Source organism: Paenibacillus senegalensis JC66 (genome assembly GCF_000285515.1).
In the GTDB taxonomy this organism is placed as follows: domain Bacteria; phylum Bacillota; class Bacilli; order Paenibacillales; family NBRC-103111; genus Paenibacillus_L; species Paenibacillus_L senegalensis.
This window is the reverse complement of the sequence record NZ_HE610959.1, coordinates 173,312-197,105: the sequence shown is the minus strand read 5'-3', so window position 1 is coordinate 197,105 and position 23,794 is coordinate 173,312. Positions and strand designations below refer to the sequence as shown.

Sequence of the window (23,794 nt, the reverse complement as noted above, 5' to 3'; positions counted from 1 at the left end):
CCCTCTTCAACTTAGCATTTTGCGGATATGAATGCCTATGGCCTGGGGAGAGTAGTTTAAATGAATATCGGCGGCCGCCTTGCGAGCTACCCGGTTGCGTTTAGCCTGATTTTGTACCATCTCCCGCAGAACTTTTCTAACAGCATGAACAGGAACGGCTGCCCATTGATGCTGGCCGTATAGCTGAGGTCTGGCGGCTTGCAATTTTGCATTTACGGGTTCAAGCCTATTGTCTGTATCAATGAGAAAGCTGTTGTGGTCATTCATAAACTGTAACGAGCCCCCCCACCGTATAGCGGCAACCGGCTTCCCTAAGGCCATCATTTCCATAGCGGGCATCCCCCAGCCGCTTGCCCGATCCATAGATACATAAGCATCAGCTGTCTGATACAAATGAATCAGGTTTTGTTCGGTAAAAGGTTCGGTAATCAAAATAATTTGCGACGGGTGGCGGTCTTCAGGAATGCAGGAAGTGATTTCACGAATGGCTTCCTGCCGATTGATCCCGCTGTGCAAGTAAACCTTAAGCAGCAGGGTCACCTCTTCGTCCTTGTCAAATTCCTCACAAAAAGCGCGGATTAGCAAATCATAGCCTTTGCGATAATCAAAGCCAAATACATAAAGAAACATAAAGGATCGGGCTGGAGGAGAAAAACAATAACGTGAATATGGCCGGCCCGGATAATATTTGGTTACATCTATCGGGTAGGGAATGACTTTCAATTTGTGAGCCTGAACTCCGCTTTGAGTGAAGGTTTCGTAATTAAATTGAGAGGGGACCCAAATCTCATCCATGTAATTAGCGCGTTCAGCCCAGCCGTGCGGAAGGCGGTCTGTCTCAAACAGGGTAACACCGATATGTTTAACGATGTTGGCAAGGGCTGGCTTCTGAAACCCGGGCGGCAATCCGTGATTCACGAAAGCGACGCGATTCCCGAGCTGCTTTGTCGATAGCTGCTTAATCCAGCGTATCGTATTCTCGCCTATTTCAGCATGCTCGGTTCCCGCTGGATGGATATAGACAGGAATTCCTGCAGACTCCAATGCTTTCAAATAATTGCGTGATACATTACCGTAGCCCCCCATATCAAACACGGGGCCCATCCAATATACACCAGTTATTTTCATATAAGTAGGAACTCCCTTCCATTTTACAGCCGGACTAAGATTAGTAACCAGTATATGAGGCGGGCGATTCGTTGCAATGGGTGTTTCCATTAATCTGCGGGAAATTTAGGTTATTGTCCTGAGCCAGGAAGTTAGTCCATACCATCGAGATTTCCAAAGAATACAATGGATGAAAAATTTCGATTTCATACAAAGGACTGAAGGGATAATGGGGATATTTGGTTACGGAATGCAGAGCTGGTTTTTATGGGAACAACGGCCTTTGCTTTATAATACCCACCCGTACAACAACTGGTCTGAGCGAGCTGTTGAAGTACCGCTGGCAGTTGATTTTTTAAAACGGCATGCAACAGGAAAGCGAATCCTTGAAGTGGGAAATGTGCTTTCCCATTATGGACCGATCTCCGCCCAATGTCCGGGGGTGGGACAGGTCGATATTATTGATAAGTTTGAGCAGCAGCCCGGTGTAATCAACATAGATTTGATGGATGTGAGCCATTCCTACGATATTATTTTGTCGATTTCAACTATGGAGCATATCGGTCAGCAGGCATACGGCGAATCCAAGCATGGCGATCTGGAAGCACCGCTTAAAGCTATAGCCAAAGTGTATGATCTGCTCAATCCGGGAGGCCTGGCGTTTATTACCGTCCCATTCGGCAGGCTTACCTATTTAGGCTGGTTGATTCAGTTTGGTTCAAAATATCTGGCTGCTCTCCAAACGAAATTTGGCATTCCGCGCGAAAGCATCCGAACCTGGTTTTTCAAAAAAATAGATATGGAGATTAAGGAAACGGCTCCGCGTCAGTATTGGGTTCAGTGTAAAGAGGATGAACTGCGAGATACCCTTTTCGGCAGTCCTTTTGTCCTAGCCAATGGAATTGCCGTCATTCAGCTGGAGAAGGGCAGGGAGAGGCGGCCTAACGAACAATTATCTGTTCCGCTTCGTTACTATCCTCCAGTCATAATTGGGGAATTTTACTATACTCCTTTCTGGAAAAAAGCTAGTGATGCATTGGGCTGGTTTTCTGCTTCTGAAGCGGGATTTGTATTTTATGGTCCATATGTTACCCTGCGGCCGCAAGTTTATCGTTTTGAAGTAACGCTGGAAGTAAGAGGGGCCGGCCCGCTGGTGCTGGAAGTCACTTCTCATTCCGGCAATAAAGTGCTGTGGAGCCGTGTTCTCAACTCGTCAGAGAGGATCCGGGATCTGCTCTATGTGAAAGAAACCGAACCACGAGTAGAGGTACGTCTATTCAAGCCTTCAGCCTCCCCGTGTCAGGTTCGGGTTCCGCGATTGCTGCTGGTTGAACTATTTTAGGTTGGGAACGCCATCTATGTGAAACATCTGTTTGTAACCTAATGATAGCAAGTTCAGCAAGTGGGGAGGATTGGGTTGGCGCTGGCTTATCATGCTGGGGGTTATTTCACAGAAAAACCGCATGCGTTTGCCGCCGACTGGGGCCCGGATGCGAATGTTATGCAAAAAACCGCACACAATTGCCTTCGCAGCGCAATCGGAAGTGAAATGGGGCCGTCCAGAAGTCAGTTTACACTGACTTCTGGACGGCCCCTGCTTTTATACAATTTTTTGAAATTATTTGAAATACGGCCGCAGCTTAATTTTTCTTCTGAATGATAAGTCCGATCGAGGTCGAAATATATTGAGCAAGCTGCAGTCTCAAGTGGACATTAGATTTGTAAGGGGGGACGTCGACATAAGAATCGAAAGGCTGGGTGCCTACTGAATAGTCCACTTCTATGTGATGACCTTGTTTGCGTAATTCCTGCACCATCCACTCGATGTCCTGCAGACGAAACAAAACGGTAATGCCTTCATCCATCGTTTTATCATTGGATGAAAGATTGAATTCGGTCGTATGCACCGCAACTCCTCCTGGTTTTAGGCAGTTCATCTGGTTTAAAATAAACTGCTTGCCTAATTCAATTGAGCCGCAATGCTCAAAGGAGCAGGAGGACCAGGTGAAATTATACGCATTAAACAGAGTCGGGGGAATATGGTTCATGTTCACATGGCAAAAGCCTACACGTTCCAAAAACTGTGCGGGATCACACAACTGCCTCTCATTCAATTGCTGCAGATGGACCGCATATTGGTTGGTTTGCGTCCAGCCCTGCTGTGCTGCGGTACTGGCATCTAGATCCGTAGCCGTAATATAGCACCCTTTGGAGGCAAAGTAAGAAACGAGCGGCTCCTTGCCTACACCAAAACCTAGCCCGGTCGATCCAGGAGCAAGCAGCCCCCGCTCTTGCAGTGCTTGAGTAATGAAACAAAATTCCCACAACTTCCGGTGGTACTGAAAAGGTTCTTTCAATTGACGGCAAGCATTTTGTAACCAATCTGTCGCAAAATCCTCCTGTTTACATAATTTAGATTGCAGCACGGGACATTTCTCCTTTAGTGGCTCTGTGTGTAATCTTGTATTTATAAGATTCACAGGCTTTAATTGTTCTGAACTGTAAAACCTCACTAATGCTAGTATATGAATGCTCTTACGACAAGAGCACGGCGGGCAACCAATCGCTAAATGAACGCGTTTCCATATTTTGCGCGTTTCATCTGTTTTTCGAATATGCTAGACTTTAACCGCCGAAACTTCAACAAACTAATCTTGGAGTGCAGGAGGACAAGGGGCGGAACTATTCTGGTTTGCCTGTATACAGTAGTAGTCGGATACAGGGTGCTTCTTGTTGGCAATGCTAGTCCTGCAGGCTGTAAAGGAGTGCATCATGAGAAAACTATTGCGCAAATCGTTGTTAACGGGGGCCTTTAGCTTGGCTGTGGTTGGAATGGCTGTACCTGCCTACGCTGCATCCTATCAGGTGCAAGAGAACGATAGTTTATGGTCCATAGCCGCTAAGCATCAGATATCTTTGGAAGCGATGATTAACGCTAACCTGAATGTGGATGCCGATCAGTTGGTGGCTGGACAGATGCTTGCCTTACCTGTATCGACAAAGAATACATATGCTGTTCAGAAAGGAGATACATTCTGGAAGCTTGCAGATCAGTGGAATTTGCCGCTCGATCAATTGCTGTCCGCAAATCCGGATAAGGATCCGTTGAATCTTTATCCGGGGCTTGTGCTGCAATTGCCGAATGGCTTTACCCTGAACTCGGCAGAAGAGCAAGCAGGAAGAGAGAAGAAGAATGACGCTTTCACGCGGGCTGCACTGCCAGCTGCTGCTGAAGAGGCGGCCTTGCCTCCGGCACCTGCCAGTCTGCAGCCAACTCCTGCGCAAGCTGAACAAAATGTGGTAACGACAGCATCAGGACAAGCCTTTACTTATAGCAAAGTGATCGAAGCTAAGGCTACTGCCTATTCGGATGCCCCGGAGGAAAACGGCTGGGGACCTATCGACTATTTCGGAAATCCTTTAGAATTGGGAACGATCGCTGTTGATCCTAATGTCATTCCGATGAATTCGACCTTATATGTGACCGGTTACGATAGCAACGGCCTTCCGGTGGGCGGCATGATCGGCAGGGCAACCGATCAGGGTTCAGCTATTAAAGGCAATAAAATTGATATTTTCATGCCGGGTACCCCGGATGAAGTAAGGAAATTTGGAATTCAGGATGTAACGGTATATATTCTGGAATAGACTATAGCTTGCAAAAATAAGCCGTAATCGGGTTTTTACCGCACAGCAAAAAGGGGTGTCCAAAAGTCAGTTTTCACCGACTTTCCGGACAGCCCCTTTGCTTTGCATGGATATGTTCGGGCTTTCGTAAAGTGCCTGAGTGGACAACAATGCCCTAAGGCCCCGTTTTGTTTAACTTATTTTTGCAGTGATCAATTGAATTTGGGCAGCCAGTCTCCATGGGCTTCAATCAAGTCGTCACACAGGCTGACAATGTCATCTATTGACAGTTCAGCAGCGGTATGAGGGTCCAGAAGAGCCGCATGATAAATATGCTCTTTCTTGCGTGTCATGGCCGCCTCAATGGTCAGCAGCTGTGTGTTGATGTTTGTGCGGTTTAAGGCTGCCAGCTGCGGAGGCAAATCACCGACATAGGTAGGGGTTACGCCGCTGCTGTCAATGAAGCAGGGGACCTCAACGCACGCCTCTTTAGGCAGGTTGGTAATCAAGCCTGTGTTCATGACATTGCCGCCGATCTTGAAAGGCACATCCGTCTCCATTGCTTCCATCATTCGGGAAGCATATTCATTGCTGCGGGTATGGCCTAACTCCCGGTTGTTGACAAGCTCCTCTCTCATTGTGGACCAGCGCTCAATTTGTCTGATACAGCGGCGCGGATATTCATCCAGCGGAATATTAAACTTCTCTATGAGCTCAGGATACTGTCTCTTAATAAAGTAAGGGTGATATTCCGCATTATGCTCGGAAGATTCCGTAACATAATAGCCGAATCGGAACATCAGCTCATAACGGACCATATCGTCATGGGTTTCTTTTTGCCGCTCTCTGGCTCTGCGTTTTATTTCAGGATACAGGTCCACACCGTCCTTGGTACATTCAAGCAGCCAAGCCATATGATTGATGCCCGCGATCTTGGTCTGTACTCCTTCGGTATCCATGCCGAGATCCTTGAACAGATGAGGCATGCATGTCTGAACACTGTGACAAAGTCCTACTGTTTTGATTCCCCCGTAAGTATTCATGACGTTCGTCAGCACAGCCATCGGGTTCGTATAGTTGAAAAACCAGGCATCGGGACAAACTTCCTGCATATCCTGGGCGAAATCCAGCATAACGGGGATCGTCCGGAGGTTGCGGAAGATTCCACCAATTCCTAGAGTATCCGCAATCGTTTGACGCAGTCCGTACCGCTTGGGAATCTCAAAATCTGTAATTGTACAAGGATCATAGCCGCCCACCTGAATAGCATTAATGACATATTTGGCTCCTCTAAGGGCTTCCTTGCGGTCAGAGTAGCTTTTAATCTCGCAGGTGCTGCCGATCGTCTTCTTAATGTTGTTCAGCATCTGCTCGGAATCCCGCAATCTTTCCTCATTAATATCAAATAAGGCGATTTCAAAGGACTGTAAGGCTTCTGTCATCATACAGTCACCCAACACGTTTTTGGCGAATACGCTGCTTCCTGCTCCTAAAAACGTAATTTTGTCCACAAAGTGTTCCTCCTCGTGTTTTTAGCGTTGTGCATGGGCATTATGCATAATCCGGTTCCAACAGGCAGCAACAAGATCTAGACATAAAAAAGCTTGAGCTATCTCTCGTTGGATAAACATCTCAAAGGATTTATGCAAATGCCGGCATTGATAGATTAAGCTAACCTGTAGTTTTACTATACTGAATTGGCAAAAGAAAGCATATGGAGTCATATGACTTTTATATGGAGAAATGTTGCCTCGATGTGGTAAGGTAAACATGTATATCCTTTTGTATCAAGCATCAGCCACATAAAGAATGGAGAGAATTGCAGCATGCAACCGTCTACTCACGAAGTCGCTGTTAATCCATATCCAGAAGCAGGAGAGGTGACTGTGCTTTTTGCCGGAAATGCGCAGACCCCGCCGCTTCACAAGGTAGGGCCGCAGGTGCTGGACTACTATTTGATTCATTACATTCAGTCAGGCAAGGGAGTTTTTCGCTGCAGGGGGACCGAATATGTATTGACTCCTGGAAGCTCATTTGTCATTTTTCCCGGAGAATTAGTCAGTTACGTATCCGATGAACAGGAGCCCTGGGCTTATCGCTGGATAGGCTTTAAAGGGAGCAAGGTCGATCAAATGCTAAGCCAGATTCAGCTCTCACCTGTACGTCCGATAGGAGCAGGACATCAGTCTAGCATGCCAGTGTGGTTTCGCAGGGCGGAGAAGGCCTTGCGCGAAGGAGAAAGCGGCTGCAGCTGGCAGGCGGAGGCATTTTTCAAGCTCATTCTGGCAGAGTATGCCCGTAACCACCGAGTATTTCCGGTTGGCCAGAGCCGTAAAGATCCGCTGGAGATTCAAGTCGACCAGGCGATCCGTTGGCTAAGCCTGCAGTATTCCCAGCCGATCACGATTGATATGATGGCTAAAGCGCTAGGCTACCATCGATCCTATTTATCCAAAATATTCAAACAATACACAGGCAAATCACCTTCTCATTATTTGCTGAAAATCCGGATGGAAAGAGCCCGTATTTTGCTGAAAGAGCCATTAACCATCGAACAGGTAGCCTCATCTGTAGGCTTTTCCGATGCGCTGTATTTTTCCAAGCAATTTCGCAAGTGGTATGGCAGCTCGCCTACCCAATACAGGGAATTAACAGCTGATCCGGCATATGATTGCCAGTTTGATGCAGGCGGATGGTAGTCTTTTAATCGTCTATTAATGAAGATGGCGAAATCAGTCTTGTCATTTAGCTTTGAGGTTGATAAGGTAAACATTAGAGATTTATATAAACTAACTCTAACGCGAAGGAAGGTTTATCATGAAACGTCTGAAGGTTGGAATTATCGGTCAAGGTCGAAGTGGTCGCAATATCCATGCTCATTTTGTGTCTAAACTTCCTGAATTGTATGAAATCGCCGCTGTTAGTGATCCAATGGAAGAAAGGAGAGCTAAAGCAATCGCTGATTTCGGCTGCGAGGCTTTCGCAGATTACCGGGAAATGTTTGCTAGAAAGGATTTGGATTTAATCGTAAACGCGACGCCAAGCCATATGCACGTTCCAGTTTCGCTGGAAATTCTGGAGAATGGCTTTCATGTTCTGTGCGAAAAGCCATTGGCGAGAAGAGTGAGCGATGTCGACAATTTGATCGAGGCCTCCAAGAAATCAGGCAAATTGTTAGCGGTTTACCAGCAATCCCGCTATTCTCCCGTGTTTGAAAAAATCCGCGAGATTATCGATTCCGGGATCATCGGCCGGGTAGTGCAGGCGAACATTTCATACAATAACTTTGCCCGCCGCTGGGATTGGCAAACCCTGCAATCCAAGAACGGAGGCAACTTGTTGAATACGGGACCCCATCCTGTAGACCAGGCGCTGCAATTTTACGGAAGCGGAATTATGCCGAATGTAACCTGTATTATGGACAACGCCAATTCGTTTGGGGATGCGGAAGATTATGTAAAGCTGATTCTTCATGGAAATGGCAGACCTACCGTAGATGTGGAAATTTCCTCCTGTTGTGTGTACCCTGAGGGCTATTACAATATCCAAGGAACCAATGGGGGCATTAAAGGAACACTGACCCAACTCGAGTGGAAGTATTTCAAGCCGGAGGAAGCTCCTCAGCATGAAGTCAGTGACGCTCCTCTGAGCAAGGAAGATGGCACACCGACCTATTGCAGTGAAGAGCTCAAGTGGTATGAGGATAGCTGGGAGCTGGATCAGGATAAGGGAAGCTTCTTTGATCAGATGGGAGAAAAATATTATAAAATGCTCTATGCTGCCATTGCAGAAGGAGCACCATTGGAGATTACCCCGGAAGAAGTGCGCACCCAAGTTGCTGTCATGGAGGAAAGCTTCAAGCAGAATCCGAAATTCTCCAACCATACATTTTAATTTGGCCGTACGTTAAGAACTTAATGATAACCTGATGGATAGCAAGCTGTCAGGACATGAGAAGGTGACTTCTCTTGTCCTGGCGGCTTTTTTGCTTGTCAAGGCGCTTTGAAAGATAGGGATGATGAAAAATATAAAAAACTTGTTGATTATATATTATAGATTATATATAATCCATAATATATTAAATATTATACATAATGAAAGGTGAGATATAACCGGTCAGTCTTTACTGATTTTGGAGAAAGGACAGGTGAGCAGAACGATGAGCATTATGAAAAACAAGCAATTTTTTATGGATAAGCAAAGTATTAGCCAGGATTTGGTGGAGCATATAAAGCAGTTGATTCTGGATGGAGAGCTGAATATGGGGGACCGTATTGTGGAGACCCGGGTGGCCAAGGAGCTCGGAATCAGTCAGACGCCGGTTCGGGAAGCTATTCGCCAGCTGTGCGGTGAAGGCATTCTTATTGTTGTGCCTAACAAGGGTCCGATGGTAAGGACTTTTGATTTAAAGGATGTGTACGAGATTTATTCTCTGCGGGCGGTAACTGAGGGCATGGCTATTCGCTTGGCCACCTTTAATGCATCCGAGCAGGATATTGAAAGCTTAAAGCAGTTTTATGAAGACATGAAGCAGAAGGAAAAGGACGATTCCGTTGGCTCGCTATTGAAAGAATCGCTTCATATTCATCAAACAATTATGAAATTGTCTAACCATTCCCGTCTTAACGAGACTTATGATTCTATCTCCTTTCAAATTTCTATGGTCAACCGAATTCTTGGCAAAGAATCCACCAAGCGCAAAGAGGTGGAGCAGCATCAGGAATTAATAGACGCTTTGGCTTCACGCGATCCTGAATTTGCCGAGAAAACAATGAGAAAGCATATCTATCGTTCCTATAGTGAATATGTGCAAATTCAGGAGGGGGTCATCGAGCATGATGAGCAGGCATGGTTTTGAGTTTGCCGTTTGCTTAGCCAATCAGCTGTAATGGTCGTCTTGTTTAGTCACACTATTCAGTAAGATCAGCACTGCCAGCCGGGTGGATTGTCCTCGCTGACATTCCGTTCCCGGATGGTAATAAGGAGGGGTAGACATGAGCGGGTCTTTACTAGAGATGAAGGAGATCAGTAAAGCTTACTTTGGAGTTAAAGCGCTTTCTTCAGTTCGACTGTCGATAAACCGCGGCGAAGTACATGCGCTAATGGGTGAGAATGGCGCAGGCAAATCCACCTTGATGAAAATTTTGAATGGGCTGGTCAAACCCGATCATGGAGAAATTTATTTTGAAGGCAAGCAGGTGGCCATTAACAGCCCGAAAGAAGCCTTGGACATGGGGATTGCGATGATTCACCAAGAGCTCAATCCCCTCCCGGAGATGACCGTGGCGGAAAATTTGTTTTTGGGCAGAGAAAGCCGCTACGCGTATCTGCCATTCATCCAACGCAAAAAACTATACAAGGAAACGGAACGCCTACTTGAAGAGTATAACTTGGGTTTAAAACCAGATGACAAGGTCAAGCAGTTAAATGTTGCGCAAAAGCAAATGCTGGAAATTGTTAAAGCGCTTTCTTACAATGCGAGGCTGATCATTATGGATGAACCTACTTCCGCGCTGTCGGATGAGGAGGTGCAAACCTTATTTCAAGTTATTAAGAGAATTAAAGCAGAAGGTGTACCGGTCATCTATATTTCGCACCGGATGGAAGAAATTTTTGCTTTGTGCGATCGCGTAACGGTGCTCAGAGATGGGGAGTATATCGGAACAAAAGCAATTGAAGATTTAGACAAAGACAGTTTGATCACGATGATGGTCGGCAGACCGCTTACCAGTATTTTTCCCAAGGCTGAAGCCGTGATCGGTGAACCTGTTCTGGAAGTAAAAGGACTCGGCCGCAAAGGATACTTCCGCAACATTCATTTTCATGTCAAGCAAGGAGAAATTGTTGGGATCGCAGGACTAATGGGTGCCGGACGAAGTGAAGTAATGAGAGCGATTTTTGGTTTGGATCGGCCGGATGAAGGAGAAATTTGGATCGATGGAGTTAAAGCCCGGATTCGTCATCCGATGGATGCGATCCGATATGGATTGGCCATGGTAACCGAGGACCGCAAGGAACAGGGACTTATGCTTAACCGTTCGATCAAAGAAAATATTTCCCTGTCGAACCTTTCTTTCATTTCAAGAGCCGGGTTTATCCGGTCAGAGGAGGAGAAAAGGTTATGCGAAAAAATGATGAAGGATATCTCAATAAAAGCCAGCGGGCTGGGGCAGGAGGTTTCCTATCTGAGCGGAGGAAACCAACAGAAGGTGGTGTTGGCAAAATGGCTGGTTAGCCGGCCGAAGGTGCTTATTCTGGATGAACCGACAAGAGGAATTGACGTAAAGGCGAAAGCAGAGATCTATCGTTTAATCTCCGAATTTGCTAAGGAAGGAATGTGTATTGTTATGGTTTCCTCGGAGCTGCCGGAAATTATGGGCATGAGTGACCGGATTTTGGTTATGGGCGAAGGGGAAATCAGAGGTGAATTTCATAGGGACCAGGTCACTCAAGAAGAAATACTGGAATGTGCGCTAGGAGGGGAAATCATTGTCAAAAGTTAGTTCAGAAGTGGGTGCAAAAGGCTCATTTCACGCGTGGCGCAAAAAACACTCATCCGACTTGATGCGAAGATATGGAATTATTATTATCTTGCTCCTTATGGTTTTAATTTTAAGCTCAATATCTGATGCATTCTTGACCTGGAACAATATCATGAACGTGCTGCGACAAGTCTCGATCATCGGGATATTGGCAGTCGGGATGACCTTCATTATTCTGACGGGCGGTATTGATCTGTCCATCGGCTCGTTAATGGCGGTGTCCGCCGTTATAGCCGCCAGCGTATTGCAGAATAATCCGGATATGGTACTGCTCGCTATTGTCCTTGGCATGCTGGCCTCAGGAGCATTATCTGGAGTGAGCGGGACATTGACCGCCAAGCTGAACGTAGCGCCGTTCGTGGCGACGCTGGCCATGATGACGATCGCCCGCGGGCTGGCATTGATTTATACAAACGGCCGCCCGATCGGCATAGACTCGAAGCCGTTCCTCTTTTTGGGCCAGGGATATATCGGGCCTGTACCTACCCCGGTTGTGATTTTTGTAAGCGTATGCATAATATTTGGAATCATTTTAACGAAGACCAAATTCGGCCGTTATGTGTATGCGATTGGCGGCAACGAAAACGCAGCCAAGATTTCCGGGGTAAATGTGCCGCGGGCTAAAATAACGGTTTACATTTTGAATGGCTTATTGGCCGGTCTTGCTGGAATTTTGCTGGCCTCACGGATCAGCTCGGGACAGCCCAACAGCGGTATGGGGTATGAGCTCGACGCCATAGCCGCTGTCGTCATCGGAGGTACCAGCCTGTTCGGTGGTGTAGGTACATTAACCGGAACCATTGTCGGGGTTCTGATTATCGGCATCATCAATAACGGGCTTAACCTATTAGATGTGTCATCTTATTACCAGCAAATCATTAAAGGGGTGATTATAGCAGGAGCGGTCATTCTGGATCAGAGAGCAAAAAAATAGCAAGATCACTAAAAAGGGAGGCAAGAAGAATGATAAGCAAACAGCGTTTTAGTTCTCGCAGCTGGTTTATCAGCCTGGTCATGTCATTAACCATAGCGTTGACAGCCTGTACTAGCGAAGGCCAGCAAGGAGGAAGCGGAGGGGATGAGGATGGGAAGTACCGCATCGGAGTTGCCACGCAAGGGCTGTCTCATGAATTTATTAAGGCCTTAGTGGAAGCTATGCAGGAACAGGCAGAAACGGTGAATGTCGATTTGATTATTATGGATAGCCAGGACCAAATTGAAACTCAGCTCAGTCAAGTAGATAATTTGGTTTCGCAAAATGTAGATGCCGTCATTTTGAACTCGGTTGATTTCGTTGGCTCCGGTCCTGCAGTGGACAGCGTGAAAGCGGCAGGGATCCCGCTGGTAGAAGTGATAACGTTTACACAGAACGACAACTATGATGTGTTTGTTGGCACCGATCCGAAGCAGTCCGGAATATTTATGGGCGAAATTCTGGCCGAGGCTTTGGGCGGAAAAGGAAACGTTGCCCTTCTGCAGGGACAAATCGGGCATTCTGCAGAGATTACCAGGGGGGAAGGCTTGCAGGAGGCTTTGTTCGACAAGTATCCGGACATTAAGCTTTTGACCCAGCAAACCGCGAACTGGAACCGGGATGAAGCTATGCGCATTACTGAAGACTGGCTGCAGCGTTTTCCTGATATCGACGCTATAGCTGCACAAAATGATGAGATGGCCATGGGTGCCCTGCAAGCGGTAGAAGCGGTTGGCAAAGACATTATTATTGTGGGTATTGATGGAATACCGGATGCGCTAAGGGCTGTCAGGGACGGACGGCTTTACGCTACGGTGCTGGATAACGTTACAGAGGAAGGCAAGCGTGCGGTTGAGGTTGCTGTAGGCCTCATCGAGGGCGAAACATTTGAAAATGAAGAGCTGGTTGATTACGTGCCGATCACAATAGATAATGTAAGCGATTTTCTTCATGAATAATGCCATAACTACATCACTCCAGAAGGAGGTTGAGGAAGATGTTCCCCTTAACTGATCAAACTCCAGTATTTCCTGCACTCAAATATTCGTCTCCTGATGAGGGCAGCTTCCGTCTCCCCTCATCAGAGTGGAAGCTGATGCTTTCCACAGCCACAGCTAATCTTTCCATGCAGCAGGTGATCACGCAGGAATTTAAAGCCCACGGCTGGAATGCAGCCTGGACTGATTACGACAATGAAAATGCGGCCGACTTGCGCATTGTAACTGCCGAGGGCTTGTCGCTGGAGGAGAATGAAAAGCTCAGCAGACTTGCAGTGCCTGGTCAAAGCTATGTGCTGACGGTGAGGGAAGAAGGGGCGCGGATAGCGGCGCTCACAGAAATTGGCGCACTGTACGGAGTAGTTACTTTTCTTCAGCTGGCGGCCAAAGCAGCAAACGGGCTGGTGGCTGGTCAAGTGATCGTGGATGGGCCTGACGTTGAGAAAAGGGTTATTTCCCCTACACTGACATGGTATGCCGGCTATGCAAGAGCAGGATTCGGCATGCAGTTGTGGAACGGGGAACGCTGGAAGGAGTTCATCGACTGGTGCCTGCGCCATAAGGTTAACGCCTTGAATGTGGTTATGTACGGCTTCTGGCCGTTTGAGTTTCCCGAATATCCGGAAACCGTGCTCAAACAACTGCCGGTGCAAACCTGGAACGAGGAAACCGGGCAGTGGATGGAAGTTTCATTCACCCATCCTAACCTGCTGGAGCCCTTTCTGTCTGACCTTATCCGTTATGCTAACGAACGGGGCATAGATATATATGCCTATATCGGGCTTAATTCCTACAGCGGTGGCTATGCGGTTCGTCATCCTGAGATGCGGGCCGTGCTTTCCGAAGAGCTGAAGCAGGCGGGCCATGTCAACAACTACGACTCACTATGCACCTCCAAGCCAGAAGTCAGAAACTATCTGATTGCCAGCGTGAAAAGAATAGAAGAGCTTGGCTTTAATGGTCTAGTGTTTGAGGAAAGTGAAGAAGTGCAGTGGTTCTGCCAATGCGAGGACTGCCAGAGAGCTTATGGTCACCTGCCTCCGAATGAAGCCAAGCACCAAGTATCTGTCGATTTATTGAAGGAATATATCAAGGTGCTGAATCCCGATACATTGATCGGAGTGCGTTGGCTGCGTGAACCTCCTATCGTTAAGGAAGTATCGCGGCTGACTTATTGGGCGGAGCAGCTGCCCGAACGGGTTCAATTGTTTTGGACACCGGGGCTGGAGGATGATGATCGGGAGTTCATTAAGTGGGTGAACATTTTCGGCCGCGAACGCATCTATTCCCGCAACTGTGAGGGCAGCGGATTTGCGGCAAGCCTCGGGCGAATTCCGTATTTGCTGCCCGATACTTTTCCTGAGGAATTGCGCAATTATGCCTTTCAGCACCTGCGCAACGACATTGCCCAATTCCAGGGGGCGGCCAATGCAGGATGCAAGGGGATTAATGGCTATGGCTTTGAGTGGTATGGGCATGAGCTTTATTTTGCAGCAACGGCGCAATATGGCTGGAACAGCCACGCCTTGGATCAGGAAGAGTTTTTGACTGCTGCATCCCGTCATATGTTTGGTAAAGAGCTGGGATCTGTGTATGAACGCATTATCCGCACGCTACCCTGCATTCATGAAACGCAAATTTGTGCGGAGCTGCCTTCTTTTCCTTTTATGCCTAATAAATATATCGGGCAGGAAGGCCGCCTCTATCTGGAACGGTGTCTATATTATGCGGAGGAAGCGGCAGCTTTGCTTGAATATATGCTGTCCAGAGATTTAACCAAATTTCAACGTGAATGCGCCCAGGCCACGTTCTTAATGGCTTCGCGTATGCAAGCGGTCAGCCAGGCCGGTATTGCCTACAACCAATACCTGGAGGTGCGGGAAACGAATCCGCAGGACAGGGCGACAGCAGCGCATTTTGCTGATCTAGCCCTGGCTGCAGCGGAAGAAGACTACCGGATAATTAAAATCAATTATTTTGATTCCAAAGAGCATCAGTGGACAGGTGTTGCCATCGGAGAATATTACATTCCAATGGTCATTAATGAGTATCGCAAACGGTTTGCCTCCGATCTCGGGGAGGAATATGCTCCCCGGAAAGAGCCTGCCTATATCGTTGGCGGTGAAAGTCTTCCGTGGGAATGGCTGCTTGAGTGGGGTCCGAAAATTGCCGCAGCAAAGCCGTTGGCAGCACTTGGGCAGCTGCTTCCTGATCGAGAGGGATAATACGATGAATCCGCTTATAAAAGAGGATGTTATAGAGCTTTTGGAATCGATGATTGCAATTCCTAGCGTCAATCCGGCCTATGACCCGGGTTCGGGAGGGGAACAGCTGTTATCCGAATATATCGAACAGCGGTGCAAGGCGCGGGGATTGTCGGTAGAAAGACAGCCGGTGCTTCCTGGAAGAGACAATCTCATTATCCGTTTGAACTCTGGCCATCCGGAGCGGACACTGCTGTTTGAAGCTCATATGGATACCGTTTCCTTCGGCGGGATGAGTGAGCCCCTGCTTCCCCGCCGGATCAACGGACGATTGTACGGCAGGGGAGCATGTGATACGAAAGGCTCTCTTGCCGCGATGCTTCAAATGATGGAACACTATGCCAGAAACGCTGAAGGACTAAACGCGGATCTCATCCTATGTGCTTCAGTGGATGAGGAACATGCTTACCGCGGCCTGCTTCAATTTATGGAATTGGGGTTGCCCATTCATGGCGCTGTTGTAGGGGAGCCGACCAATTTGGGCATTGTTATTGCTCATAAAGGGTGTGTACGATTTGAAATCGAGACTATTGGCAAGGCAGCGCATAGCTCAGTGCCACATGAGGGACGCAGCGCCATTATGGATATGGTCAAGGTGCTTCACTATCTGGAGCAATCCAAGTCGTGTTTAGAAAATAAGATACATCCGCTTTGTGGCGCTCCCTCGTTAACCGTAGGAACTATTCGCGGGGGACAAGAGATTAATATTGTTCCCGATAGCTGCACGATTAAAGTTGACCGCAGGCTGATCCCCGGTGAACAGCCTGCAGAGATCATGCAGGAGCTGCAGAATAACCTGCAGGAATATTTGGGTGGATTGGGAATCGAATACGCAGTCAGAGAGCTTTTGCTGGATGAAGCGCTGGATACTTCTCCCGCCTCGACCATCGTAAGAAGCGCGCAAAAAGCCGCCAGTCAGCTGCAAATCAGTACGAAATTATGCGGCGCCGCTTATGGCAGTGATGCCAGCAAGCTGCAGCAGAGACAGGGGATTCCAACTATTGTGTTCGGACCGGGCTCTATCCAGCAGGCGCATAGCGATGAAGAGTGGGTATCGATGGAAGAAGTAAGGCATGCTGCCCGGTTTTATATAGAGCTCGTCCAAAAATTCAGCAGTGCTGATAAGGAGGAATTTCATGCGTAAACAGATCATCCATACGGATTTGGCGCCAATGCCTTCAGGAAGATACTCCCAAGCTGTTCGCATAGGGGAAATGGTATACGTATCCGGTACATGCCCATTCGATTTGGACAGCGGTGAGGTGCTTTATCCCGGCGAGATGAAACGCCAAACGGAAGCAGTTTTGAAATATATTGAGCATATTTTGCAAGCCTCTGGCACTTCCTTGCAGCATGTGGTTAAAGTGCTCGCTTTTATAGACGATCTGAAAGATTTCGCTGAGTATAACGAAGCTTACAGCATGTTCTTTGGCGAGGAACCGCCGGCGAGAAGCACGGTGGAAATTGTGAAGTTCCCTCCGGGAATGCGTGTGGAAATTGAATGCATTGCTTACATTCCCTAATCCCGTACTATTGCCAAGCAGCGACTAGAGAAAGGGGGTAATAAGATGCTCATTGCTCCAGAGATTCATTTGGTAGGCAGCGGTCAATTCGGCTTCCAAATAACGGACCTGATGGATTGCAATGTCTACTTGATTGATGCGGGAAGCGAGGCATTCCTCATAGATGCCGGAGGAGGAGTCCAGCCCGAGCTTATTGTAAAGCAAATAGAACAAAGCGGGATTTCCACGGATAAAATTACCCGCCTGTTACTTACTCATATTCATGGTGATCATGCGGCTGGCGCCAGCTATTTTCAACAGCGCTATGGCTGGAAGGTGATCGTCTCCAAAGAGGCGGCGCCATGGCTCGAAGCTGCAGACCATGATAAAACGAGTTTAAACGCAGCTATTGCAGCAGGGGTTTACCCGGAAAATTTCAAGTATGAGCCGTGCCCGGTCAGTCGTTCTGTTGAAGACGGGGACCGTCTCGAAATCGGGAATGTCCGGCTGCAGGTCATAGAAACGCCCGGACATTCCCGAGGACATGTCAGCTATGTATGGGAACGGCAAGGGCAGCGGCTCATATTTTCGGGAGATGTTATTTTTGCTGGTGGTAAAATAGTTTTGCAGCAAACCTGGGATTGTGTCATTCAGGATTATGCCAAATCAATAGAGCGTTTGCATGAGCTTAATATTGATGCTTTATTTCCCGGCCACGGGCCGTTCATTACTGCTAATGCCGCCAGGCATATAGCGATGGCTCATAGCAAGTTTGCAAGGCTGGAGCTTCCGCCTAATTTGTAATCAGGCAGGAGAACGAATGCACAAAGCTCGCAACCACGGAACAGGAAAGGTACAGGGATATGTGATGAATGCACTTATTAAAAAATCGGAATTTATCGGGCTGGACAATACAACCTGGTTATATAGCGGGGCAGAGACGCCCTCTCACAAGGGCAGTGTGGCAGCTGTACAGGACTATTTGCGCTCCAGAAGCTTAGGTCCTATAGGCAGAGACCGGAATATGTCTGTAGAAAAGAACTGTAAAGAGCAGCTGGCTTTATTGATGAACGGGAAAGCGGAGGATATCGCTTTCCTGTCCAATTCCTCAGAAGGGATATCGATGATTGCCGCCTCCCTGGACTGGAAGTCTGGTGACAATGTCATTATTAATACACTCGAGTTTCCGTCTGGCGTCCTTCCCTGGCTAAAGCTAAGGGAGAAGGGAGTCGATATCCGGCTTATCGAGGATCACGATGGCGAGGTCAGCGTCGAAAGTATTCTGCAGGCAGCGGATGAAAGGACGCGGCTGGTCATGACGAGCCATGTCAGCTACTTGACTGGCGCCCGCTTGAACTACCGCGCTCTTTACCAGGAGCTTAAGAAAACCAATATTCTGCTGCTGCTTGATGTGACTCAATCACTAGGTGTAATCCCTGTTGATATGTACGAAGCGGATTTTGTTGTCTGCAGTTCTTATAAATGGCTGCTATCGACTCACGGTGCCGCGGTACTTGCTGTCAACCGTCAAAGAATTGATCTTCGCCCCGCATATGTTGGCTGGCGGAGCGTGCAGGATATGTTCGGCTCCGAGCGCTTTCAATCGTTCGAACTGCAGCAGGATGCCAGACGATTCGAGTTAGGGTATCCAAGCTATCCTACCCTATATTCGATGAACTTTACCGTGCAGCTGCTGCGCCAGGTGGGGATTCCCCGCATCGAAGAGCATGTGCTTGGCTTAGGTACTTATTTAATCGGGGAGCTTACCAAGCTGGGCTTTAATGTGATGACACCTGCCGAACCGCAAAAACGCGCTGGCAATATTTCTGTCAGACATGAACAGGGAGAGGTCATCGCAGAAAAACTGCTAAAAGAGCAGGTATATATTTGGGGCGGGGATGGACGCTTCCGGATTTCGCTGCACTTGTTCAACGATCTTGAAGACGTTGAGCGGCTGCTCAAGCTCTTGCCTTCGACATTATAATAGCGACAGAACAGGAGGACATGCACAAATGAAAGCTTTAGTCTGGACAGCCCCCGAGCAAATGGTATGGATGGAAGCCGAAAAGCCTCAGCCGGCGGCCAATGAAGTACGGATTAAGGTAGAGGCTGTAGGGATTTGCGGCTCCGAAATCGAAGGCTACCTGGGTCACAACAGTTTGCGGGTTCCACCGCTTATCATGGGCCATGAGTTCAGCGGCCTGGTGGAAAGCCTCGGAACAGCAGTTGAAGAGCCGCTTGAAATTGGGCAGCGTGTGGTCGTCAATCCGCTTCTCCATTGCGGCAAATGCCGCTCGTGTGACCGGGGAAACCCTCAATTATGCGCTAACCGGCAAATTATTGGCATTCACCGTTCCGGTGCATTCGGACAATGGGTCACCGTTCCCTCTTCTGCGGTAATCGCCGTTCCGAATGGAATGTCTCCCTTTCGGGCAGCACTGGCGGAGCCGCTGGCCTGCTCACTGCGAGCGGTAAGAAGGGCTATGGACGGCTACGTCTTCCCGAACGTGGTAATATTCGGGGCCGGAGGGATAGGCCTCTTGTGCGCCAAAGCGGCCAAGCGGCTCGGAGCGGAATCCGTTATTGTCGTGGATACTAATCCGCAAAGGCTGGAAATAGCCAGGGAACATGCGGCGGACCAAACGATCAATCCTGCGGAGAGGACGGTGGAAGAGGTCATTCGCAAGCAATACGCGGATAGAGGTGTTGATGTCGTTGTTGATGCCGCCGGTTTTCAACCGACCCGCTCCGCTGCCGCAATGCTTCTCAATCCGGGAGGAACGCTAATGAATATCGGTCTTGGCATTGATGATACGATTCTTCCGGTTAACCATTTCATCCGCAGTGAAATTCGCATGCTGGGCTCGTTTTGTTACGACCGGGCGGATTTTGCGGCAGCCGTTAACTTGTTGGCAGGCGGTGCGATAACCGAAGACGGATGGACGGATATCAGGCCGCTGTCCGAAGGCGGCCGCGCGTTTGAAGATCTGGTTGCAGGCAGAGTGCATCATGGAAAAATAATATTGGATGCACGTGCAGAAGGAGAAACGCGCGTATGGAAGGAGAAGCCAAATGAATAAAGTCAGAGTGGCGATTATAGGACTGGGGAGCTGGGGAGAGTGCCATCTTCAAGCCTTTCAAGCGCTGCCTTATGTCGAGGTGACTGCATTGTGTGACCTCCGTCCGGAACGGGTTCAGCAGCTGGCTGACCGCTATCAAATTGCCGGTCGTTATGAGGATTATGCTGAGGTGTGCGGATTGGATACGGTCGATCTGGTCAGTATTGCGACCTTTGAGAAAGAGCATCTGCAGCCGGCGCTCCTTGCGCTTAATAACGGAAAGCATGTGCTGGTCGAAAAGCCGGTTACCACGCTCGCGAGCGAAGCCAAACAGCTGGCTGCAGCTGCGCACAGCGCTAAGCGGCATCTCGTGCCTGGTCATCTGCTGCGCTTTGATCCGAAATACGCGGAAATTTATGAAGGCATACAGAATGGGACGATTGGTCCGATCAAAAGTATTTTCTTGCGCAGAGCACGTGCCCAATCTTTATTTGCTACCTATAAGCGGACACATACCGTTTACGAGCTAATGATTCATGATATTGATCTGGCTCTCTGGTATGCGAATTCGCGAGTGCGCAAGGTAAGGGCGCATGGAATTCATATGAGCGACCCGGGTTGTCCGGAAATCTTATGGGTCCAGCTGGAGTTCGCCAACGGAGCTTTGGCGGTGCTGGAGAGTCATTGGCGGACCCCGGATGCCGCAGGTATCGCAATAGCGGACAGCGCAGAGGTCATCGGCGAGCATGGAGTTGCACACATGGATACGAGAGAAGCTGGAGTGCAGATCTGGAATACGGATGGCAGACAGACACCGGATCTTGCCGTACATCGGGAGATCCAGGGAATCCGTTTTGGAGCCTTGCGGGAGCAGATGAACTACATCTGTCAATCCATAGCATTGAACCAGCCTATGGATTATGTATCCTTTGATGATGCTATTCATGGGATCGAGATTGCGGATGCGATTGTCCATTCAGCACGCAGTCAAGCGGAGATTTTGCTGTAACTTAGACTACAAAGAGCAGGGAGGGAAGGCAATGAGGCTGGTTCAATATTTGCCGCTGAACGTTCGGGAACGGGGAAGTATGAAGCAGCGGCTGAAAGTAGGCATAGTCAATGGGGAGAATAACGTCATTCCGCTCCCATTCGGAGGAACGATGAGGGACTTGCTGGCAGAAGCAGAGCATATGCCTAACCGGATCGGGCATTTGTATCAGCAAGCGCTGCAGATGGGAGAGTGCCTGCCGCTTGATACCGTCGAGCTGGCATCACCTTTAACCGATCCCGAAAAGCTTCTGTTCATCGGACTGAATTACGCTGATCATGCTCAGGAATCGGGGATGGCTGTGCCGGAAAAGCCTGTATTGTTCGGAAAGTTTGCGAATGCATTGACAGGTCATGAAGCGATTGTAGATATACCAGAAGAAGTCAGCCAATGCGACTATGAAGTTGAGCTGGCAGTTGTGATAGGAAAGACCATCCGCGATGTGACAGAGGAACAGGCAATGGACGCTATTTTTGGCTATACGATAGTCAATGATGTCAGTGCGAGAGATATCCAGCTGTCCGAGGGGCAGTGGATGAGAGGCAAGGCGATTGACGACTTCGCACCGATGGGGCCATGGATCGTTACGGCTGATGCGATTAGCGATCCGGGACAACTAGAAATTGCACTAAGGCTTAACGGAAAGACGATGCAAAGCTCCAACACAAGGCAGCTGATTTTTTCGGTTCCTTATTTGATAGTCTTTTTGTCCAGAACGATGACATTAAAGCCTGGGGATGTAATCAGCACGGGTACCCCTCCAGGAGTAGGAATGGGCTTTCAACCCCCGGTATGGCTGCAGGACGGGGATGTCACGGAAGCAGAAATCGCAGGCATAGGCACCTTAACGAATTCGTTCCGGCGAAATCGATAGGCGATTACGAGGGATTGCATCGCGCGCCAGAATTCGCCGCACGGAGCATTGTCGCGCGCCAGCATTCGCCGCGCGCGGCCGGACACATCAAACAGGACTTCGCCGGCGGGAGTCCTGTTTTTTGGGTTTGCTGTATGAGCTATAGGGCGTGTATGTAAGCGAGCAGCTGTGAATAATTATGAAGCCTGCTTAAATGAACCATGGGACCTGCATTATAGGAACTGCCATTTTAAGGGTCATGGAATCAGTACTAAAGGGAGCCTGCCCCTATAGCCCATGGAATCGTACAAGGATAGCCTATAGCTTTGATCATGGAATTAGTACTAAGGAAGTCTGCCGCTAGATCTATGTGCCATGGAAACAGCACAATGAGAACCTGCTACTATGGAATCATCTAACCTATTCATCCTCGGCAATGAACGTTTTGTAGTCTTCCTCAGTTAACAGTTCTTTAACGGCTTCCTCCAAATCAGCGACTTCGACTTCAATCATCCATCCATCTCCATATGGAGAACTGTTCACGAGCTCTGGAGAATCTTCAAGCTGCTCGTTCACTGCAGTTACTTTTCCCGATACCGGAGAGTAGATATCGGAAACCGTCTTGACCGATTCCACGCTCCCAACACTCGTTCCGCTTGTCACCTCATCGCCTACTGCCGGGAATTCTACAAATACGATGTCCCCTAACTGATGCTGTGCAAAATCGGTGATGCCAATACGAACTTTATTCGAATCAACCTTTTCTACCCATTCATGCTCCTTACTGTAATACAATCCTTGTTTAACTTCACTCATAGGTATAATCCCTCTTTTCGGAAGATTTGCTGACGTTCCAAGTAGAGTCTATCGATTCATTATGCATACAATCATCGATCCACTGGTGCTTCTTCGCTCTGTACCAATGCTGTCCATCGATCTGTCGTGCGTGCGGGTTCATCGCGTGTGGACCAATGGCTGTCTTACGCTAACGCTCGCCCTCGCTCTTATTTGGCCGAAAAAGCAGGGGTTTTCTTTCTAACGCTCATCCTCGCTCTTATTTGTGACAAATGACCCCGAAAACAGGGATCTGAAGCAAAATAAGGACGATGGCAAGCGTTAAAATTTTTAACCCCCTGATAAGGACCACTGCGAGCGCCGTGAGTCAGGAGCGAAAACGGTCTCTGCCAGTCCCCTGCCCACCGCTCGACCGTCTTTTGCAATTAATATCGACAGCCTTCAATAATTCGCTATAAGCTTATTATACCCTGAGAAAAAAAGTCAAGGTGTCCCCAGGTTAGTTTTTTTAAAATTTTCATAGAACTGGTGACATTGGGTTGACAAACCGTCATCGTCTGGAATAATAATAACTAAGACAGAAGTTACCACATTCTTGTGGATAAGTGGCAATCGAGATTGACAACTCGCATTGTGGATTAGCGGCAATCAAGTTTGGCAAATCTGCGGCGGATTTTAAAGAAAGTCCGCCCGATGAATATATGACTTGCCTGATATTATGACATACTGGCGAATGATGGTAATAGGGAGAGATTACGATAGAACCTGAGCATTCTTCAACTCGTAGGAGGGGAAGCGGCGGGTTGAGCGTAGCGCCGAAGGAGTAAGCCGTAAGGTGAATCTCTCAGGCAAAAGGACCTTTACCGGACGCAACTCTGGAGAGCTTCCGGGCTGTATGGCTTACGGAACACCCACGGGGAAACTTTAAACATCGTTTAGAGGTAACTCTCAGGTAAAAGGACAGAGCGGGAAAACACACAATAGCTGTGTTTTTTCGCTCTGTTTTTTATTATGCGGCGTGCCCAG

General features: G+C 48.3%; 21 protein-coding genes and 2 riboswitches. Of the genes, 17 read left to right on the top strand and 4 right to left on the bottom strand.

The window, feature by feature from the left end; all coding sequences use genetic code 11:
• Positions 1-6: 6 nt before the first annotated feature.
• Positions 7-1,128, bottom strand: coding sequence for a glycosyltransferase family 4 protein (locus PSHG_RS12935; protein WP_010273426.1), 1,122 nt, complete (start codon positions 1,126-1,128; stop codon positions 7-9).
• A 208-nt stretch (positions 1,129-1,336) separates the two neighbouring features.
• Between PSHG_RS12935 and PSHG_RS12930 the strand changes: the two genes are divergently transcribed.
• Complete coding sequence (locus PSHG_RS12930; RefSeq protein WP_010273424.1) at positions 1,337-2,449, top strand: class I SAM-dependent methyltransferase; 1,113 nt, start codon at positions 1,337-1,339, stop codon at positions 2,447-2,449.
• A 75-nt stretch (positions 2,450-2,524) separates the two neighbouring features.
• Positions 2,525-2,767 carry a hypothetical protein gene (locus tag PSHG_RS12925; RefSeq protein WP_010273421.1) on the top strand — a complete coding sequence of 81 codons (243 nt, stop codon included), beginning with the start codon at positions 2,525-2,527 and terminating at the stop codon, positions 2,765-2,767.
• Here the strand turns inward: PSHG_RS12925 and PSHG_RS12920 are convergent.
• The gene (locus PSHG_RS12920) at positions 2,748-3,533 is read right to left on the bottom strand and encodes a hypothetical protein (protein ID WP_010273419.1); all 786 of its coding nucleotides are present in this window, start codon (positions 3,531-3,533) and stop codon (positions 2,748-2,750) included. The genes PSHG_RS12925 and PSHG_RS12920 overlap by 20 nt on opposite strands.
• Positions 3,534-3,879: 346 nt before the next feature.
• On the opposite strand from PSHG_RS12920, the gene PSHG_RS12915 reads away from it, so the two are divergent.
• Positions 3,880-4,755 carry a LysM peptidoglycan-binding domain-containing protein gene (locus PSHG_RS12915; RefSeq protein ID WP_010273416.1) on the top strand — a complete coding sequence of 292 codons (876 nt, stop codon included), beginning with the start codon at positions 3,880-3,882 and terminating at the stop codon, positions 4,753-4,755.
• Between the two features lie 191 nt (positions 4,756-4,946).
• Here PSHG_RS12915 and melA read toward each other — a convergent pair whose 3' ends face one another.
• On the bottom strand, positions 4,947-6,245 hold the full coding sequence (melA, locus tag PSHG_RS12910) for an alpha-glucosidase/alpha-galactosidase (RefSeq protein WP_010273414.1): 1,299 nt from the start codon (positions 6,243-6,245) through the stop codon (positions 4,947-4,949).
• Between the two features lie 315 nt (positions 6,246-6,560).
• Here melA and PSHG_RS12905 point away from each other — a divergent pair, with 315 nt between their 5' ends.
• From PSHG_RS12905 to PSHG_RS12840, 14 genes are all read left to right on the top strand, one after another.
• Complete coding sequence (locus PSHG_RS12905) at positions 6,561-7,433, top strand: AraC family transcriptional regulator (protein WP_010273412.1); 873 nt, start codon at positions 6,561-6,563, stop codon at positions 7,431-7,433.
• 118 nt (positions 7,434-7,551) lie between these two features.
• Positions 7,552-8,628, top strand: a complete 1,077-nt coding sequence (locus PSHG_RS12900) for a Gfo/Idh/MocA family protein (protein WP_010273411.1) — start codon at positions 7,552-7,554, stop codon at positions 8,626-8,628.
• Positions 8,629-8,881: 253 nt separating this feature from the next.
• Complete coding sequence (locus tag PSHG_RS12895; RefSeq protein WP_042121925.1) at positions 8,882-9,592, top strand: GntR family transcriptional regulator; 711 nt, start codon at positions 8,882-8,884, stop codon at positions 9,590-9,592.
• A 136-nt stretch (positions 9,593-9,728) separates the two neighbouring features.
• Positions 9,729-11,237: a sugar ABC transporter ATP-binding protein gene (locus PSHG_RS12890; RefSeq protein ID WP_010273402.1), complete on the top strand. Its 1,509-nt coding sequence runs from the start codon at positions 9,729-9,731 to the stop codon at positions 11,235-11,237.
• Positions 11,224-12,210, top strand: coding sequence for an ABC transporter permease (locus PSHG_RS12885; protein ID WP_010273400.1), 987 nt, complete (start codon positions 11,224-11,226; stop codon positions 12,208-12,210). The genes PSHG_RS12890 and PSHG_RS12885 overlap by 14 nt, the downstream gene beginning before the upstream one ends.
• Positions 12,211-12,239: 29 nt before the next feature.
• The gene (locus tag PSHG_RS27540; RefSeq protein WP_010273397.1) at positions 12,240-13,208 is read left to right on the top strand and encodes a substrate-binding domain-containing protein; all 969 of its coding nucleotides are present in this window, start codon (positions 12,240-12,242) and stop codon (positions 13,206-13,208) included.
• A 38-nt stretch (positions 13,209-13,246) separates the two neighbouring features.
• Positions 13,247-15,472 carry a glycoside hydrolase family 20 zincin-like fold domain-containing protein gene (locus tag PSHG_RS12875; protein WP_010273395.1) on the top strand — a complete coding sequence of 742 codons (2,226 nt, stop codon included), beginning with the start codon at positions 13,247-13,249 and terminating at the stop codon, positions 15,470-15,472.
• A gap of 4 nt (positions 15,473-15,476) precedes the next feature.
• On the top strand, positions 15,477-16,655 hold the full coding sequence (locus tag PSHG_RS12870; protein WP_010273393.1) for a M20 family metallopeptidase: 1,179 nt from the start codon (positions 15,477-15,479) through the stop codon (positions 16,653-16,655).
• Positions 16,648-17,034: a RidA family protein gene (locus tag PSHG_RS12865; RefSeq protein ID WP_010273392.1), complete on the top strand. Its 387-nt coding sequence runs from the start codon at positions 16,648-16,650 to the stop codon at positions 17,032-17,034. The genes PSHG_RS12870 and PSHG_RS12865 overlap by 8 nt, the downstream gene beginning before the upstream one ends.
• A gap of 45 nt (positions 17,035-17,079) precedes the next feature.
• Entirely contained in the window at positions 17,080-17,817 is a 738-nt protein-coding gene (locus PSHG_RS12860; RefSeq protein WP_010273391.1) for an MBL fold metallo-hydrolase, read from the top strand.
• Between the two features lie 16 nt (positions 17,818-17,833).
• Positions 17,834-18,997, top strand: coding sequence for an aminotransferase class V-fold PLP-dependent enzyme (locus tag PSHG_RS12855; protein WP_010273390.1), 1,164 nt, complete (start codon positions 17,834-17,836; stop codon positions 18,995-18,997).
• A 28-nt stretch (positions 18,998-19,025) separates the two neighbouring features.
• The gene (locus PSHG_RS12850; protein ID WP_010273389.1) at positions 19,026-20,093 is read left to right on the top strand and encodes a galactitol-1-phosphate 5-dehydrogenase; all 1,068 of its coding nucleotides are present in this window, start codon (positions 19,026-19,028) and stop codon (positions 20,091-20,093) included.
• Positions 20,086-21,081, top strand: coding sequence for a Gfo/Idh/MocA family protein (locus PSHG_RS12845; protein WP_010273388.1), 996 nt, complete (start codon positions 20,086-20,088; stop codon positions 21,079-21,081). The genes PSHG_RS12850 and PSHG_RS12845 overlap by 8 nt, the downstream gene beginning before the upstream one ends.
• A 31-nt stretch (positions 21,082-21,112) precedes the next feature.
• A complete protein-coding gene (locus PSHG_RS12840; RefSeq protein ID WP_010273387.1) occupies positions 21,113-21,994 on the top strand; it encodes a fumarylacetoacetate hydrolase family protein in 882 nt (293 codons plus the stop codon).
• A gap of 399 nt (positions 21,995-22,393) precedes the next feature.
• Here PSHG_RS12840 and gcvH read toward each other — a convergent pair whose 3' ends face one another.
• Positions 22,394-22,789 (bottom strand): glycine cleavage system protein GcvH, encoded by a 396-nt coding sequence (gcvH, locus tag PSHG_RS12835; protein WP_010273386.1) that lies wholly within the window; start codon positions 22,787-22,789, stop codon positions 22,394-22,396.
• Between the two features lie 713 nt (positions 22,790-23,502).
• Positions 23,503-23,638: riboswitch (glycine riboswitch) on the top strand.
• Positions 23,639-23,742, top strand: a riboswitch (glycine riboswitch). It abuts the riboswitch before it with no gap.
• Positions 23,743-23,794 lie beyond the last annotated feature (52 nt).

Coding starts and splice junctions, on each gene's coding strand:
- PSHG_RS12935 (WP_010273426.1), bottom strand. CDS start 1,128: ATGAAAATAACTGGTGTATATTGGATGGGCCCCGTGTTTGATATGGGG.
- PSHG_RS12930 (WP_010273424.1), top strand. CDS start 1,337: ATGGGGATATTTGGTTACGGAATGCAGAGCTGGTTTTTATGGGAACAA.
- PSHG_RS12915 (WP_010273416.1), top strand. CDS start 3,880: ATGAGAAAACTATTGCGCAAATCGTTGTTAACGGGGGCCTTTAGCTTG.
- PSHG_RS12905 (WP_010273412.1), top strand. CDS start 6,561: ATGCAACCGTCTACTCACGAAGTCGCTGTTAATCCATATCCAGAAGCA.
- PSHG_RS12900 (WP_010273411.1), top strand. CDS start 7,552: ATGAAACGTCTGAAGGTTGGAATTATCGGTCAAGGTCGAAGTGGTCGC.
- PSHG_RS12890 (WP_010273402.1), top strand. CDS start 9,729: ATGAGCGGGTCTTTACTAGAGATGAAGGAGATCAGTAAAGCTTACTTT.
- PSHG_RS27540 (WP_010273397.1), top strand. CDS start 12,240: ATGATAAGCAAACAGCGTTTTAGTTCTCGCAGCTGGTTTATCAGCCTG.
- PSHG_RS12875 (WP_010273395.1), top strand. CDS start 13,247: ATGTTCCCCTTAACTGATCAAACTCCAGTATTTCCTGCACTCAAATAT.
- PSHG_RS12870 (WP_010273393.1), top strand. CDS start 15,477: ATGAATCCGCTTATAAAAGAGGATGTTATAGAGCTTTTGGAATCGATG.
- PSHG_RS12865 (WP_010273392.1), top strand. CDS start 16,648: ATGCGTAAACAGATCATCCATACGGATTTGGCGCCAATGCCTTCAGGA.
- PSHG_RS12860 (WP_010273391.1), top strand. CDS start 17,080: ATGCTCATTGCTCCAGAGATTCATTTGGTAGGCAGCGGTCAATTCGGC.
- PSHG_RS12855 (WP_010273390.1), top strand. CDS start 17,834: ATGCACAAAGCTCGCAACCACGGAACAGGAAAGGTACAGGGATATGTG.
- PSHG_RS12850 (WP_010273389.1), top strand. CDS start 19,026: ATGAAAGCTTTAGTCTGGACAGCCCCCGAGCAAATGGTATGGATGGAA.
- PSHG_RS12845 (WP_010273388.1), top strand. CDS start 20,086: ATGAATAAAGTCAGAGTGGCGATTATAGGACTGGGGAGCTGGGGAGAG.
- PSHG_RS12840 (WP_010273387.1), top strand. CDS start 21,113: ATGAGGCTGGTTCAATATTTGCCGCTGAACGTTCGGGAACGGGGAAGT.
- gcvH (WP_010273386.1), bottom strand. CDS start 22,789: ATGAGTGAAGTTAAACAAGGATTGTATTACAGTAAGGAGCATGAATGG.